Genomic DNA, 15,018 nt, shown 5'->3' with positions numbered 1-15,018 from the left:
ACTTACGCACGAAAGATTAAAAACCCGGTTTCTGCGTCAAATTTTATCGAGAAAAGCGACTCTTTTTGAAAGAAACCCGGTTTTTTGCGTAAGTCTTGTTTTAATGTATCCGCACCCGAAAGCTACTCAACACAGAAAAGTTTTCAGCGCAGAACCCGCCTCCCCCTGCGGCTTTCTTCTCACCCTCAACCCTCACCCTATCAGATCGACCTTACAGGTGATGCGGCCGGGCGGTGTTCGGCTTTACTATCGAAAGTATCGAAGCAGATTCAGGACAGGCTTGCTATGTCAAACCGAGTGTTTAGGCAAAATTTGGGGTTTGGCGCTAGGGATGGCTTACGAGAATTAACTCGAAACGGGCACAAGTCTTGAGACGGTAAAAGTCGATCGAATCTGTTGAGACACTGCCAGCACCAGTGTTGATTCGCGAAAAGTTGAGGATGCAAATGTTTCGCCCGGAAAACCTTTTTTGCAAACAGAATACTCCAACCTAGAGGTTACAAAATTGATTGTGTCACTTAAAACTCAGATGAATTCTACCGAAGCTATTGCCAACAATCCGCAACTGCAATTAGGTTCTCAAGGTCAAGCGGTATTGGAACTCGAACAACTGCTAACCAAGTTGCGCGTTTACCGGCAGCCTGAAGCAGGAATTTTTAACAAAGCAGTTGAATTTGCTGTGAAACTGTTTCAGTTTCGGGTTTTCTTGTCGCCGGACGGCATTGTCGGGCCGCTCACTTGGCAGGGGCTTTATACCAACTCTCCAGTTAATATGCCGGTACTCAGATTCGGCAGTTCTGGGGAAGCAGTCGCTACTGTTCAACAAGTTCTTAGGGTTTCCCAGCACTACAGCGGCGAAATTGACGGCAAATTTTCTACTTTGACGGAGACGGCTGTTCGCGCATTTCAAAAAAGCTTTGGGATTGAGGCTGAGGGGATTGTCAACAGACAAACTTGGACTGCTTTGAGTCAAATTCCCCGCGGCTATAACCCTAATTGGTTCTTGACTTAGGACTTATAGCCGAAGCAAGAAGGAAGAAGTCGATTTTGTGGAACAGGCATCCTGCCTGTTCTTGACTTAGGGGGGTAAGGTGCGCCATTAGGGGGGTAAGGTGCGCCACAACCACCCAACGAAAAGCTGTTTTTTATGCTGCTTTTTTATTGATTCCTGCTTTTTTATTCTGTTTTCTAAGTTTGGTAAAAATCACCAATTATCAATTATTAAATACTAATTAGCAATTATCAGAAAAGATCGATCGCCCAAAAACTGTTAACTTTCCTTACAATTTTGAGAACAGCGCGCAGTCTGGATGATAGGATGCCGTAAAATCCTTTGGATATATCTATGGCAGAAGAACTGACTGGACAACCCCCAATCTTCGGCGGCAGCACCGGCGGCTTGCTGACCAAGGCGCTAGTTGAAGAGAAGTATGCTATCACTTGGACTAGCCCCAAGGAGCAGGTGTTTGAAATGCCTACGGGTGGCGCTGCAATTATGCGTCAAGGCGACAACTTGCTGTATCTGCCCCGGAAGGAGCAGTGCATCGCTTTGGGCGGCCAGCAACTGCGGGCGAAATTCAAAATTGCGAACTACAAAATTTACCGCGTGTTTCCCGACGGTACTACTGAGTACCTGCATCCCAAGGATGGCGTGTTCCCTGAGAAGGTGAACGAAGGTCGTCCTTACGTCGGTAAGATTGACCGCAATATTGGCAGCAATCCCGATCCGATCAAGGTGAAGTTTACCGGTAAGAAGACCTACGAAGTTTAGGTTTTTAGCTAATTGCTGAGCTGTTTTCGGGTAGTATTTCCTGAAAAGCTCAGCCTGCATTTTCTAGTTTGTAGTAGCGCTTGGACGGCAGAAGCTTTTTCTCGATCGCCCAATCGCCACTGCAAACTTCAAATGCAATTAAAAATTAATAAAAATTAATAATTAGATTAACCATGAATCTGGTAATCAGGCGAGCAACTCCTGGGGATATCGATGTTTGCGCTCGCATTAATTATGAAGCTTTTAAAGGTATTTCCGATCGCCATCAGTTCCCGACAGATTTTCCCACACTCGATTTTGCCACAGAAATCACCGACATTTTGATCGGCAGCCCGTCGTTTTTTGGCATCGTAGCTGAAAACTCCGGTGAGGTTGTGGGCTGCGGTTTTATGGACGAACGCAACCCGATTCGCGGCATCGGGCCCGTCAGTGTCGATCGCACTTTTCAAGGAAAAGGGACGGGACGGCAAATCATGAAAGCTTTGCTGGAACGGGGACAGGACGCTGCGGGCATCCGTTTGGTGCAAGAATCTTTTAATCTGCCTGCGCTGTCGCTGTACGCCTCTCTGGGTTTTGAGGTGAAGGAACCTTTTGTATTAATGGAGGGGAAGTTTCGCAGCCAGCCGCAGTACGGGTTTGAGGTGCGGCCGCTCAGCAGTGAGGATGTGGGCGAATGTCGGGTTTTGTGCGAAAAAGTATGCGGGTGCGATCGAACTTCCGACATTGAATACGCCCTGAATTACTTTTCCCCCTTCGTTGCTTTCCAGCAAGGTCGGATTGTGGCTTATACTTGTGCGGTATCTGTTTTCGGTCACAGCGCCGCCAAAACCGAAGCCGATATGCAGGCTTTGCTGTTGGGGGCTGCAGCGTACAGTTCCGATGAAGTGCTGGCTTTTCACTTGCCGCTGAGGTATGCAAGCTTGTTTCGCTGGTGCTTGGAAGAAGGGCTGCGCGCCCTCAAGCCGATGGCGGTGATGGCAGTTGGCGAGTACCAGCCGCCGGAGGGATGTTGGCTTCCGTCTTTTGTTTATTGATTGTATAGCTAAGTTATATATATGATGTTTCCCGATTTCTCACAATTCTCCGAACTGGCAAAACAAGGCAATTTTGTTCCTGTTTATCAAGAATGGGTTGCTGATTTGGATACGCCAGTGTCTGCGTGGTATCGGGTTTGTGCGGGTCAACCTTACAGTTTTTTGCTGGAGTCGGTGGAAGGTGGGGAGAAAATCGGGCGTTATAGTTTCTTAGGCTGCGATCCGCTGTGGATTTTGGAGGCAAAGGGATCTCGCACAACTCAAGTTTACCGCGACGGTTCCCAAAAAGTATTTACGGGCGATCCCTTTGCTGCTTTAACTGAGTGTTTGCAGCCTTACAAACCGGTGAAATTGCCGCAGTTGCCGTCGGGAATTGGCGGGTTATTCGGTTTTTGGGGTTACGAGTTAATTAAGTGGATCGAACCGCGCGTTCCCGTACATCCGGCTGCAGAAAACGATTTGCCGGACGGGTTGTGGATGCAGGTTGATAATTTGCTGATTTTTGACCAGGTGAAACGGAAAATTTGGGCTGTAGCTTATGCGGATTTGCGGGAGGTTGGCGTTGATTTGGGTGATGCTTACTCCCAAGCGTGCGATCGTGTTTCTCAGCTAGTCAACAAGCTGCAATCGCCGCTTTCCCAGCAATCTACTCTGATAAAATGGACTCCTCCCGGCAACGGGCAAGATGCCCGTTCCACACAAGATGCCCGTTCCACACAAGATGCCGGTTCCACAACCGGAAATACAGAATTGAGTTACACCAGCAATACTACTCCCGAAAAGTATTGTGCCAATGTATTAAAAGCTAAGGATTATATCACAGCGGGAGATGTTTTTCAGGTTGTGATTTCCCAGCGGCTGGAAGCTGAATACAGCGGCGATCCTTTTGCACTTTACCGCTCTTTGCGATTGATCAATCCTTCTCCGTACATGGCTTATTTTAATTTCGGAGATTGGCAGATTATCGGTTCGAGTCCAGAGATTATGGTGAAGGCGGAAAATACTGCAGATGGCAAAAAGATCGCAACTTTGCGGCCGATTGCGGGTACGCGCCGCCGGGGCCAAACTCCTCAAGAAGATGATGCTTTGGCGGCCCAATTGCTGCAAGATCCGAAGGAAATTGCGGAACACGTAATGTTAGTTGATTTGGGCAGAAATGATTTAGGCAGAGTTTGCCGCAGCGGTACTGTAAAAGTTGACGAATTAATGGGAATTGAGCGTTATTCTCACGTGATGCACATTGTGAGCAATGTGGTGGGAGAATTGGCTGAAGATAAGACTGCTTGGGATTTGTTGAAAGCTGGTTTTCCTGCGGGTACTGTTAGCGGTGCTCCGAAGATTCGGGCGATGGAAATTGTGCACGAGTTGGAAGGTTGTCGCCGGGGCCCGTATTCTGGGGTTTACGGGTTTTATGATTTTGAGGGACAGTTGAATAGCGCGATCGCGATTCGGACTATGGTTGTGCGATCTTTAGGTGGTGACAAGCATTCGGTTTCTGTGCAAGCCGGTGCTGGTTTGGTGGCAGATTCTAACCCGGAAATGGAGTATGAAGAAACTCTGAATAAAGCCAGGGGAATGTTGCAGGCTATTCGCTGTTTGAAGTAATTAGAAGTCATTAGTCATTAGTCATTAGTCATTAGTCATTAGTCATTAGTCATTAGTCATTAGTCATTAGTCATTAGTCATTAGTCATTAGTCATGTTTTGCTGTCCCTCCCGAGCTTTGGGTCCAACGTCATCAGGAAGAAGGAAGAAGGAAGAAGGAAGGCTTTGTGAGCGCGTACAACCAAAGAAACCGGGTTTTTTAGATAATTTGAGGGTGAAAACGAAGTATTGTCGTAAAAAACCCGGTTTCTGAGAACTCCTGACTAAAAACTACTGTTGCAAGAGGGAAATATGAATTTTTATATCGTTGACGTGTTTGCGGAGTCAAAATATGCTGGCAATCAGCTAGCTGTATTTTGCGGTACGGGAGTTGCCGAACTTTCTGAGGCTCAAATGCTGCTGATAGCGAGGGAAATCAATTATTCCGAAACTACGTTTATTCGATCGCCCGATCGGCGAAATAACGGCTACGACGTGCGTATCTTCACGCCCAAGAAGGAATTGCCCTTTGCCGGTCATCCGACGTTGGGCACTGCGTTTGTGTTGCAGCAAGAGATAATTGGCGAAAAGGTCGATCGAGTAATTCTCAATCTAGCCGTCGGTCAAATTCCAGTTACTTTTAATTATCGCAATCAATCGGCAGACATTTTGTGGATGCGACAAAATTCGCCTAATTTCGGTCAAGTTTTATCAGCCAAAACTCTGGCAACAGTCCTGAATTTAGAACCAGATGAAATCGATGAAAAATTTCCGATTCAAGAAGTTTCCACCGGAGTGCCGTTTATCATAGTACCATTAAAAACTATCGCAGCGCTCAAAAAAGCTAAAGTCAACTCAGACAAATATTTTGAACTAATTAATACGACAGAAGCGAAAGAAATTTTAATATTTTGTCCCGAAACTTACAGCGACATTAATGATTTGAGCGTCCGAGTTTTCGCCGATTCCCTAGGAATTCCCGAAGATCCGGCGACGGGGAGTGCTAACGGCTGTTTGGCTGGATATTTGGTAAATTACGGTTATTTCGGGCAGGATGCGATCGATATTAAAGTTGAGCAGGGTTACGAAATCGATCGACCTTCGCTGCTGCTGTTGCAATCTCAGAGAACAAACGGTGAAATAGAAGTGTTGGTTGGCGGGAAAGTTGTGATGGTTGCGAAAGGGGAATTTGTTTAGAATCCGCAAATTAAATAATCGTAAATACCTGTAGGGGCGGGTTCACCAATAATAATTGCCGAAAACCGACAATCTCATAAACCCGCCCGGCCGGTGGCTTGAATTTTATATTTTTAAGCTGTCTAATTCAAATAAGGCTATGTTCTCCGCTTTTGCTTGTGCGATCGCCTCTTTATTCTCATTCTCCAATACAATTCTCCCATGCAGGCGCGGCCTGAGCGTTTCCCACTGAATTTCGCTCAACAGTCCGATCGGTACAATTTCAGGCCCGTCGGAAACATCTAAATCTTCTGCCATTAAAAGATTCATCGCTACGCCAGATAAAGCTAAATCGGCATCTTCGTAAGAAATGTTGGTGCTGTCTACCAGTAGAGTCATTTTGCTTTTGTCTGGGTGAATTGCGATCGCCCTCAACAATTGTTCCAATTCTAAACCAAGAGACTCTTCTGGCTGCGACCAGTCGGGAAAAACAATTAGATTAATATCTTGCAAGTTTAAACACAGTAGAGTTGCATCAATCAGTGCTGAACTAACTTTTTTCGCCATCTTTGACCACGAAAATTCTTTTGATTGTTCCAGCCCTGCAGCAATCAATGAATCGCGAACTTTAGGTTTTTGCACTTCGCAAAGTGCATCTGCTAGCCCGTCAACATCATCATCTTTCACATATAAAGCTGCGGTTCCTGCAACTTCAGGAATAGACGAATTAGGGCAAGTAATGACAGGGCAGCCACAGGCTATAGCCTCTAAAACTGGCATCCCAAAACCTTCATACTTCGACGGATAAACCAGTGCGATCGCACCTGAATAAGCTAGTCTCAACTCCTCGTCGCTGAGTTGCAGCATATGCACTGTACTCCCCCATGTAGAAGCTCTAAATTCTGGGCTTAATAATATGCCGCTCCCCGTACAGACAATTTCAAAGCCTTGTCTGCTGTAAAGTTGAGCAAAAGCTTGGAAGAACAAATTTGCATTTTTATAGCCGCTTCCTGCACCTACCAAAAGAAAATAAGGCTTGGATATCCCGTACTTGGTTTTAAAACAGTTAACTTCCTCTAGACTAGCGGGGGAGAAATTAGTCGCAACTCCGCAATGAGCTACAGTTATCAAATTAGAAGGAATGTGGGGAAAGAACTTGACTAAATCACAAGCTGTATTTTGGGAAATTGAAATGTAGGAAGATGCGTGGCGAATTCCGCGATGTTTTTCTTGCCACATAGGTTCATCAAAGTTGGCACCCAAAACTTCAGGAATCATGTCATAGGCCATGAATACAGAAGGGGTTGATATTGGCGTTGTATAGTAAGTTGAGATAAATAAATCTGCACCTTCTTCATCGCAAACTTGCTGTAACATTTCGCGATCGGCATCCGTGCTGCTGTAGTCATAGGGCGAGACAGTACGATATTGAATGTCAGGAATTTTGGGGGCAGTACCCGCACGGTCAAAAACCACAATACATTCAGCGAAATTGGTGACTGCCCATTCTTCTAATAACGATCGCCAGACACGCGCTATTCCGGTTTTGTATAGCTGAAAAAATACACCATCAATGACAATTACCATAGTTGCTGTGTGATACTTGGAAATATCGCAATAGTACAAGAGTGATTATCTCAGAACGAAAGCTCCTGTTTCTAATTGAACAATTCGCTGCTTGCTAAAGTTTTCTAATTCACAGACAGGAATATTTTTCGATTCCAGTTTGGCGCTTGCCTGTTTATTGGAGTCATCCCAGACAATTTCCGAACAGACGCGAGGTATCAAAGCTGCCCATTCTACCTGACTAATGTTTTCCATTAAATGAAATTCTGGTTCATCATCAACCTCTAATTGCTCTTCCATAAAAACGTTCATTGTTGCACCAGCTAACACGAAGTTTGCATCTTCCTCAGAAATATTGCTGCAATATATTAGCAAAGTTATGCGACTTCGATCTGGGTGAGCCAAAATTGAGCTAATGACTTTTTCCATATCTGAACACAGAGATTCTTCGGGTTGCTCCCAATCAGGAAAACAGATTAAGTTAATATCTCTGAGCTGTGACAACAGCAGCAAAAAACTATCTTTGATTAATTCTGGGAAAAATGTTGCTCTTTCACAAACAGGTTGATGATAACTTAGGGCTGTGGAAGGAACATCTAGGTTTAAAGAAAAGGCTTCCGAAAGTTTTTTAAGCTCTATTAATGCTATAGCATTTGCACAAGGATAAGGGTAGTTATATTCGACATTCTGAAGGTTTTCTTTTTGTTCCTCTATCCAGATTTCCCTGGGATTGTTGCTGGGCACTTCCATGTCTAAAATTCTCATGAAAACTGTAGAAATGGCGGCGGGCGGAATTTGATATTTAGTTATTAAAGTCTCTAAGTACAGTCGATCGAACTGAATGTACCATCCGCCGTCAATCAGCTTGCCAAACGGCACTGTAATTAATGCTTTACCTCCTACCGCTAACAAGTCATAAATTTTGGCGATCGCCTTCAGGGGCATTTCAATGTCCCGAATTTGAATCTGCTCGCCATAGGCTTGTGAAGACGGCTCAATTCCTTGTCCTATGTGTTCGACAGTAGAAACTGAAACTATAACATCGTACTTTTCCTCTGAGGGAATGTCCATAAAATCTACATTGTCTACACCCATAACAACTTCAAATTTATCAACTATCCGCCTCGGTCTAATCCCAATATATTCGCTTAATGAGTTTTCATAATGAGACAGCGTATTGCCAACTTCCAGGATATTATCTTTCTTTTCTAAAGTTGCTATAAAATTTAAAGCAATTGGAATTTCAATGGCTCGCTCGCCAGTATTGTTATACCCAATTCGGTTGTACGGAAGATGTTTTCCTTTGTAAATAAAACTAGGCTTCCAGTTTCTAACCAGAGTAGTTTCTAAGTCTGGAATTATCGGATCGGCAGTATTCTGAATGTATCCTCGATCGAGACTTATATATTCTCGAAGTCTAGCAACTATCGGTAGCGATTCTAGCCCTTGTGTCGTCAATTCTGGAACTTGACCCAGACTCTCAATGATATTATTGGCGAAATTATATTTGGGGTCGCTGCCATGATTTAAAGTTAGATACTCTAGAATTTCCAGAGCATAATCGGGAAATTTCATCACGTCAGCCAGACAAGCTAGTTTGAGCAGTTTTTCTGGTGTTTTCAAGTTTGGATCTAAATTCGATCGCATCAAATCGCGAAAATAAAAAGCGTCTGACCAAATTAAAGCTCCGGGATGGCTTTGTGAAATGACTGGGATGTCGCGGCGTCGATCGCGATACATACTCCCAAAGTCAAAAAGTGTCAGACCTTGATTTCTGAGATAAATATCTACATCGCTAAATAAAGGTTGACCTGCATATATCTCGGTGAACTCAACTTCCGTTATCAATCCCAGTACACTATTATTTAATATCCCATCAGCTCCTTGTAAAACATTAAGCTCTCCTCCCTGAACGTCTAGGTGGAGAAAATCTATTTCTTTGATACCTTCAGCTTGACAAAATTTTTCTAACGTGGTAGTGGATAAATCTACTGTAGACTTTAGCTGGATAAGTTCTGAGTTGCCGGAAAAGCGCTTTATATAATCTTCACTGGGGGGATATAAAGAACTGCATCCAGGATATTTAGTGACATAAAGTGTGGCTTTTCCTTCTGTATTGCTAAGAGCTGAGGGAATATGTTTTTCATTCCAATTGACTTTTCTAGCTTCTAACTCAGCATTAGCTTGCTCGCAAGCTTCTACATCTGCATCAAATCCGTAAATAGTTAAGTTAGGCGCGAAAATATCCCAGTTTTGACTGGCATAATCATCCTGCTTTTCAATTTTGCGCGAACCAACAATACATACCGTGATGTGAACTCTATCTAAATGGCCGCTTTTTTTTAAACTTGGAAGAAAGAACATAAGAATATTTTTTGTTTGATAAAATCATATTAACTGGTCTGTGTTTCGATTTGGGCTTGACCGATCGCCCTTTCCGCTACTTCTTCCCCTTCGCCTGCCCCAACAATACCTTATAATCAGCTCTACCAGGATTTAGCTTCACCAACTTTTCCAAAGGCTCGATCGCCCCCACCTTATTATTCATCTGCAACCGCACATTTGCCAACCCCTCCAGAGCCGTCAGATTCTGAGGTTCCCGCCGCAAAACCGTCTCATATCCCCGTTCCTGCGCCGCCAGCAAAGACTCCTGAGAAACAGTCGCCGTCGCCTGCTTTTGTCGGTGCTGGCTGCTCAAACCGCTGCCGAACAGACTCACAATACCAAAAATCGCAGAACCAGCAAACCCAACCATCGATACTAACGCAAAAATCTGCTTTGTTCCATTGCCCTTACGAACCCGACGATCGCTCGATTTTGTCTGTATACTTTCCATTGCTAACCCTTAGCGTGGCTGTTTTCCAGGTACTCACCAAGCACCTGTATCTAGATTGCCCAAGTTCGATCGCAAAACGATCAGTTTTAAATTTCTAGATTCCATTAACACAAAAAATTAGACTTGTCAACAATATTTAACCGAGAATTTTGAAGTGCGATCTCGGTAAAGTGCGATCGCACTCCTGTCTCTTCAGGCATTATCCTGTGATAATTCTCCAAACCGATCTCGATAACGCTCTAACAAAGCTTCGAGTTCAGCAGCCCGTTGACTTTCGGCTTCTGCCCGTTGACTTTCGGCTTCTGCCCGTTGCCGTTCCGCTTCTGCCCGTTGCCGTTCCGCTTGCAAAGCTGAAGCCAATTCATCGGGAATCAATAATTTCTCCCCATTATCTTCACGATAAAATCCAATCAGTTTTCCTTCTATTTCTAACCGCAGTTGCAATACTTCGCTGCGATTATCTCTGATTAATTCATACCCATCTTCCCCCAATCGATACCCGCGCAATTGTTCCCGAATCCATTCACCTCTAGGGTCAAACAACCAATATTCCTCAACTTCTATCCCCTCGTACAAGTCTTTTTTATTAATTATATCTTCCGACTTTGTACCCGGTGATGTCATTTCAAAAATCACTTTCGGTACTTGACCTTCTTCCCAGATTTTATAATTATTTCTGCCGCCCGGTTCGACATCAAAAATCACCATCACATCAGGTGCTACACGCAATTTTGGAAAACCTTGAGCGTAGTACAAAAATTGGTTTGCTAAAACAGTAGCTCGACGCTCAGCCAGGTATTGTTTTAAGACTTCTAAAGTGGTTAAAATTGCATAAACATGGTCGTAAGTTTCTGCCACTGGTTCTCCGTCAGCGCTAGGGTATACGATTTCAGAATTTTTTAGGGTGGGAACGACTGCTGTCACGATCGTGCTTCCTGTGAGTTGTAGATTTATTATAAACTTTTTGGCTGTAGCTAATCAAATTTTATTTTTAATTGCAGATAGCTGACAGGCGGGAGGCCCGTGCCACAACAAATGTAGTATATTTACCATGCCATTTTTGACTACAAATCGCGGTACCCACTGCGAAATTCTTTGACAGCCTCAACATTACTCGGCATATTAACACACCTCACAAACAAAGGAATATCGAGTTGTGGGAGCAATTCGGAACTCGCAATCTCTTCATATCCTTGCTGTCTGAGAGCATACAGAGACAGTCGGCTGTTTGCCCAAAACCAGACTTCAGGGATTTGCAGCCGTTTGTAAGCCTCTAGCTTATCAATTGGGCCGCTAGTGACGACTACTTCGATCGCCAAATCGGGACGTTCTCTATCAGCACCCAATTCGTAAGACTTGTCTGCTTCACACTTTACCAAGCGCGATTCATTTTCTAAAGTCAGAGACTCCGTAGGGGTGAAATCGATTCGGGCCGCCATCATGTAAGTTTCTACCAACGCACCGATACGTCCCTTGGCTGTTTCGTGTTTTCTTCCAGGCATTTTCTGAATCTCCAGTATCCCATCTAAAAATGACAGCCGAACCCCTGGAATATCCAGCATCCCTTCTAAAGTCTTGAATTGTTCCCAGGTTAACCTTGGAAATAGCAAGGATCTATATAATTTTTCTTCTAACGTTGCAGTCATGGCGAACTCGCTCCTTATTCATTAACAATTCCTGCTTCAAACACCTGTTGAGCTGTCAATTTTAACTCTGGAAAAGCAGCCGATTCAATTCTCTCGTCTCCCCGGAACTGCGTCAACTCATATTCCCCGTCAACCAATTGATATACCCAAAGCGTCGGTTGTTTGGGATTGCCAATATAGCGTCTTCTGCCCAATCCCAAATAATCGATAATCCAGTATTCAAAAATGCCCATTTCTTCATAATCGCGCAGTTTTGTAAGATAGTCAGTCTGCCAGTTGGTGCTGACAACTTCTACTGCTAAACGCACTGAAGAACCCATTGTGACAATCGATTCTGCTGCCCAGCGCGGTTTATTTATCACTTGCTGGCGATCGAGAACGATGATATCTGGTTCGTATCCTGATTCAGTGCGATCGCCCTTAAGGACACATTCCTTGGAAATGAAATAAAGCAATCGAGCATTGCGACATATAACGCCAACTTCTATATTGAGAAATCCAGAAACTTCTGAATGTTTGCCAGTTCCTTTGGGCATTTCAACAATTACTCCATTATGCAGTTCGTAGCGATGTTCTGCATTCTCAGGATACCATGCAATGAATTCGTCAAATGTGACTAATTTTGTTAAGGCTTGAACCATGTCGCTCGCTCCTTTATTCTAATTAGATTTAATTTTAGTTGATTTGAACTATTCCCGCAAAGCCTTGATGAATTCAGTAACAGCATCATATTGATCGAAGTAAGTTACATATCTCACTAACAAAGCAATGTCTAACTCCGGCAACAACTCGCTGCGATCGACTTTTTCGTACTCCTCCCTCAAATAATAGATACTCAGTACCCCATCTTCCCAAAACCAAACTTCTGGTATCCCCAACCGCTTGTATAGTTGAAGTTTATCGATGCCACCGCTAGTGAATACAACTTCGATCGCCAAATCTGGAATTGCCTTTTTAGTCTGCAAATTATACGACTCATCAGGCTCTTTTCTTGCCCCCAGTTCTTTACTACCCAAAGTCGGCCCGCCCTTGATATAAAATCGGATGTCCTTCTCTCTCAAGTATGCTTCTAACAAAACACTAAGGGTACTCTTTGTCTCTTCATGTTCGGGGCTAACTGTCATAATTTCTAAAATTCCATCTAAGTAAGCGAATTTGATACCGCCGACCGACTCAAAAGCGGCTTCTAGCGATTCTAATTGTGACCAACTCACTCCTCTTAGAGTCAGGCAACTATCAGTAATTGAGTTTTTGACTGCTGTTTGTGTCATGTTTTCTCCTTATCCTTTTTCTAGATTAAGCCTTTGACAGCGCAATTGCTTTCTCAATTTTATTAACTTTTGTTCGATCGACCTCCCGCACCTTCAAATGCCATCAGGATCGATACCCTGACTTCTCAAATATGCCATTAGTCGATCGGCCTTCTGGCGTTCATCTTCGGCCTTCTGGCGTTCCTCATCGGCGCGCTGGCGTTCCTGTTCCACCCGTTCGGCACCCCACAGCAGCAAATTGCCATCCTCATCCCACCAGCGCAACCAATAACCCGTTCTCTGAGATTTTTCACCTTCCCAAACCCCTAGAAATAAACCCATTGATTCTATCCAAAATCGCCGATTAGCATCCGGTTCTTGCAGTTCGTACTCTCCCGAGTCCGAGAGTCGATATACTTCCAAAACTCCCGATTTAGGTTCAAAGATTACATAAATCGGCACCTGCAAAATTCGCTCGTAAAACCGCCATCTTCCGTAAGGATAGGTAGGTTTATTTGAATATTCACTGCCGTCAGTATCCGATAAAAATTCCATCACTACTGCGGGTACTTCTCCCTCAGCATTGCGCGTATAACTGCGGCGAACTTCTCCTGGTTCTGCTGGCAATACCGAGGGAACAAATACCCAATCTGGTGCTTTTACTACTGTTTTGTCGTTAACTTTGGCACAGAGTCCAAAATTGGAAGCTATGAGCATTGAAGCTAGGATAAATCCTGCGATTTCCAAAGCTTCTCGCAGGGCGGCGGCTAAAAGTGGTTGGTCGATATTTTCCACAGGATCGTCGGGTAATTTAAAATCATCTGGCAATTTTTCCCAAATTACAGTATACTGAGTTTTGGGTTTTTCCTGTTTCGATAATGTTTGCGTCATTGGTTTTCCTTGTTGCGATTGAAATACTTTTTTGTGAATAAAATCTGGACAATAACTTTAATGCCTGGTTGGCACGGACAACTAATCCTAGGGTGCGCTTCGGGTGCTGGGGATCTAAGTCATTCGCCGCAACATTCTGACAGCCAATACACCCTAAAACAACTAAAATAATTTAGTTGTTAGAAAAAAATCCGAACCTAGTAATAATTCTGTTTATTGAATTATACCATGTTTTCAGGAGTGTTTTATGGCACAATGGGTGCTGCAGGTTTTGCATTTTGAGAAGGTATAACAGGCAATTTGTGTTTTTTGTGCAAGCTGGGAAAACTCGGCGGAACAGATAAATTTTCCGCAGTTGCAGTTGCATGTACTTTCTCGGAAAGGGGAGCCAATGTTTGAGCTACTTTAACTTCTTGTCGCAGTTGTTCTGTTGAACCAAATAAACTTCCTAATCCTTTGAACAATTGGCGAATGCTGTTGCGGATTGCCGGATCTCCCGTCAATTCATCCACGTCAGAAGTAATCTTCTGCACGTTCTGAAATGTAGCTCGTGCTGAATCTAGAGTTTGCTGCAATAATAGCAAAGTGGCGGGATTGTTGATCTGGCTGGACAAATCTCGCAAATTAACAGAAGCTTGGGCGGCATTGGCTGAGAGAATTTCTAAATTGTTCAGCAGTTGTCCTTGGTTGATGCGGTTAATTGTCGGACTCAAACTGCTGACAGCTACCCGCAATTCTTGACTGCTTTGATTGATGTTGTTTAAAGTCGAGACTAAACTGGCGCGGTTGGTTGCTACTAAAGCGTTGAGTTGGTTGGCTGTCAAGGTAATTTGATTGGCTGCTTGAGTTACTGAATTAGCAGAATCGATCGCAGCTGCAGATACGGCTTTTGTGGAAGTGTCGGCTGTAGCTGCTACTTTAGAAACATCTGCGGCGACTCCTGATATTTCCCCCTTGACAGATTGATTTAAACTGCTAGCTTCTCCTTTTAAGGATTGATTCAAACTGTTTATTTCTACTTGTAAGGATTTAGTTAAACTGTTGGCTTCTCCTTTTAAAGATTGATTTAAAGTTCCTAGTTCGTTAGTTACTGATTTACTTAAAGTGCCAACGTCTCCCCTGACGGATTGATTCAAGCTTTTTATTTCTGCTTTGGCAGTTTGAGTGAGATCCGATAAATCTTGAGTTAGTTTAACTGCACCTTGAGCTGTGTTGGCTGTATCCCGTGCAATTGATTTAATACTGTCGAATAGGGCGGGGTCGGT

The 15,018-nt window shown here is 43.9% G+C and carries 13 protein-coding genes and 1 pseudogene; 5 read left to right on the top strand and 9 right to left on the bottom strand.

Annotated features, from left to right (window positions below; genetic code table 11):
* Nucleotides 1-511 precede the first annotated feature (511 nt).
* The 5 genes from WBA89_RS00290 to WBA89_RS00270 all read left to right on the top strand — a co-directional run bounded on the left by WBA89_RS00290 (nucleotide 512) and on the right by WBA89_RS00270 (nucleotide 5,585).
* Nucleotides 512-1,012: a peptidoglycan-binding domain-containing protein gene (locus WBA89_RS00290; protein WP_424402976.1), complete on the top strand. Its 501-nt coding sequence runs from the start codon at nucleotides 512-514 to the stop codon at nucleotides 1,010-1,012.
* Between the two features lie 333 nt (nucleotides 1,013-1,345).
* Nucleotides 1,346-1,771 carry a photosystem I reaction center subunit II PsaD gene (locus tag WBA89_RS00285; RefSeq protein ID WP_424402978.1) on the top strand — a complete coding sequence of 142 codons (426 nt, stop codon included), beginning with the start codon at nucleotides 1,346-1,348 and terminating at the stop codon, nucleotides 1,769-1,771.
* 173 nt (nucleotides 1,772-1,944) lie between these two features.
* The gene (locus tag WBA89_RS00280) at nucleotides 1,945-2,805 is read left to right on the top strand and encodes an N-acetyltransferase family protein (protein ID WP_424402974.1); all 861 of its coding nucleotides are present in this window, start codon (nucleotides 1,945-1,947) and stop codon (nucleotides 2,803-2,805) included.
* Nucleotides 2,806-2,826: 21 nt separating this feature from the next.
* A complete protein-coding gene (locus WBA89_RS00275) occupies nucleotides 2,827-4,410 on the top strand; it encodes an anthranilate synthase component I family protein (RefSeq protein ID WP_424402972.1) in 1,584 nt (527 codons plus the stop codon).
* 290 nt (nucleotides 4,411-4,700) lie between these two features.
* Nucleotides 4,701-5,585, top strand: a complete 885-nt coding sequence (locus tag WBA89_RS00270; protein ID WP_424402970.1) for a PhzF family phenazine biosynthesis protein — start codon at nucleotides 4,701-4,703, stop codon at nucleotides 5,583-5,585.
* Between the two features lie 105 nt (nucleotides 5,586-5,690).
* On the opposite strand, the pseudogene WBA89_RS00265 reads toward WBA89_RS00270, so the two are convergent.
* From WBA89_RS00265 to WBA89_RS00225, 9 genes and pseudogenes are all read right to left on the bottom strand, one after another.
* Nucleotides 5,691-7,145, bottom strand: a pseudogene (locus WBA89_RS00265) (glycosyltransferase family 4 protein); the annotation flags it as partial.
* A gap of 51 nt (nucleotides 7,146-7,196) precedes the next feature.
* Complete coding sequence (locus tag WBA89_RS00260; protein ID WP_424402968.1) at nucleotides 7,197-9,494, bottom strand: FkbM family methyltransferase; 2,298 nt, start codon at nucleotides 9,492-9,494, stop codon at nucleotides 7,197-7,199.
* 76 nt (nucleotides 9,495-9,570) lie between these two features.
* Entirely contained in the window at nucleotides 9,571-9,966 is a 396-nt protein-coding gene (locus WBA89_RS00255) for a tetratricopeptide repeat protein (protein ID WP_424402966.1), read from the bottom strand.
* Between the two features lie 192 nt (nucleotides 9,967-10,158).
* Complete coding sequence (locus tag WBA89_RS00250; RefSeq protein ID WP_424402964.1) at nucleotides 10,159-10,890, bottom strand: Uma2 family endonuclease; 732 nt, start codon at nucleotides 10,888-10,890, stop codon at nucleotides 10,159-10,161.
* Nucleotides 10,891-11,030: 140 nt separating this feature from the next.
* Entirely contained in the window at nucleotides 11,031-11,612 is a 582-nt protein-coding gene (locus WBA89_RS00245; protein ID WP_424402962.1) for a Uma2 family endonuclease, read from the bottom strand.
* 14 nt (nucleotides 11,613-11,626) lie between these two features.
* Nucleotides 11,627-12,253 (bottom strand): Uma2 family endonuclease, encoded by a 627-nt coding sequence (locus WBA89_RS00240; protein WP_424402960.1) that lies wholly within the window; start codon nucleotides 12,251-12,253, stop codon nucleotides 11,627-11,629.
* A gap of 48 nt (nucleotides 12,254-12,301) precedes the next feature.
* Complete coding sequence (locus tag WBA89_RS00235; RefSeq protein WP_424402958.1) at nucleotides 12,302-12,883, bottom strand: Uma2 family endonuclease; 582 nt, start codon at nucleotides 12,881-12,883, stop codon at nucleotides 12,302-12,304.
* 93 nt (nucleotides 12,884-12,976) lie between these two features.
* The gene (locus WBA89_RS00230; RefSeq protein WP_424402956.1) at nucleotides 12,977-13,753 is read right to left on the bottom strand and encodes a Uma2 family endonuclease; all 777 of its coding nucleotides are present in this window, start codon (nucleotides 13,751-13,753) and stop codon (nucleotides 12,977-12,979) included.
* A gap of 245 nt (nucleotides 13,754-13,998) precedes the next feature.
* A partial coding sequence (locus WBA89_RS00225; protein WP_424402954.1) for an MlaD family protein occupies nucleotides 13,999-15,018 on the bottom strand: 1,020 nt, incomplete at its 5' end.

The sequence above is a fragment of the Microcoleus sp. genome, assembly GCF_049646505.1.
Lineage (GTDB): Bacteria > Cyanobacteriota > Cyanobacteriia > Cyanobacteriales > Microcoleaceae > Microcoleus.
The sequence above is the reverse complement of the archived record's forward strand: the minus strand, read 5'-3'. Positions and strand labels throughout refer to the sequence as shown.

Bases quoted from the DNA above. Each gene is read 5' to 3' on its own strand.
- WBA89_RS00285 (WP_424402978.1), top strand. From the start codon at position 1,346: ATGGCAGAAGAACTGACTGGACAACCCCCAATCTTCGGCGGCAGCACC.
- WBA89_RS00280 (WP_424402974.1), top strand. From the start codon at position 1,945: ATGAATCTGGTAATCAGGCGAGCAACTCCTGGGGATATCGATGTTTGC.
- WBA89_RS00275 (WP_424402972.1), top strand. From the start codon at position 2,827: ATGATGTTTCCCGATTTCTCACAATTCTCCGAACTGGCAAAACAAGGC.
- WBA89_RS00270 (WP_424402970.1), top strand. From the start codon at position 4,701: ATGAATTTTTATATCGTTGACGTGTTTGCGGAGTCAAAATATGCTGGC.
- WBA89_RS00260 (WP_424402968.1), bottom strand. From the start codon at position 9,494: ATGTTCTTTCTTCCAAGTTTAAAAAAAAGCGGCCATTTAGATAGAGTT.
- WBA89_RS00255 (WP_424402966.1), bottom strand. From the start codon at position 9,966: ATGGAAAGTATACAGACAAAATCGAGCGATCGTCGGGTTCGTAAGGGC.
- WBA89_RS00245 (WP_424402962.1), bottom strand. From the start codon at position 11,612: ATGACTGCAACGTTAGAAGAAAAATTATATAGATCCTTGCTATTTCCA.
- WBA89_RS00240 (WP_424402960.1), bottom strand. From the start codon at position 12,253: ATGGTTCAAGCCTTAACAAAATTAGTCACATTTGACGAATTCATTGCA.
- WBA89_RS00235 (WP_424402958.1), bottom strand. From the start codon at position 12,883: ATGACACAAACAGCAGTCAAAAACTCAATTACTGATAGTTGCCTGACT.
- WBA89_RS00230 (WP_424402956.1), bottom strand. From the start codon at position 13,753: ATGACGCAAACATTATCGAAACAGGAAAAACCCAAAACTCAGTATACT.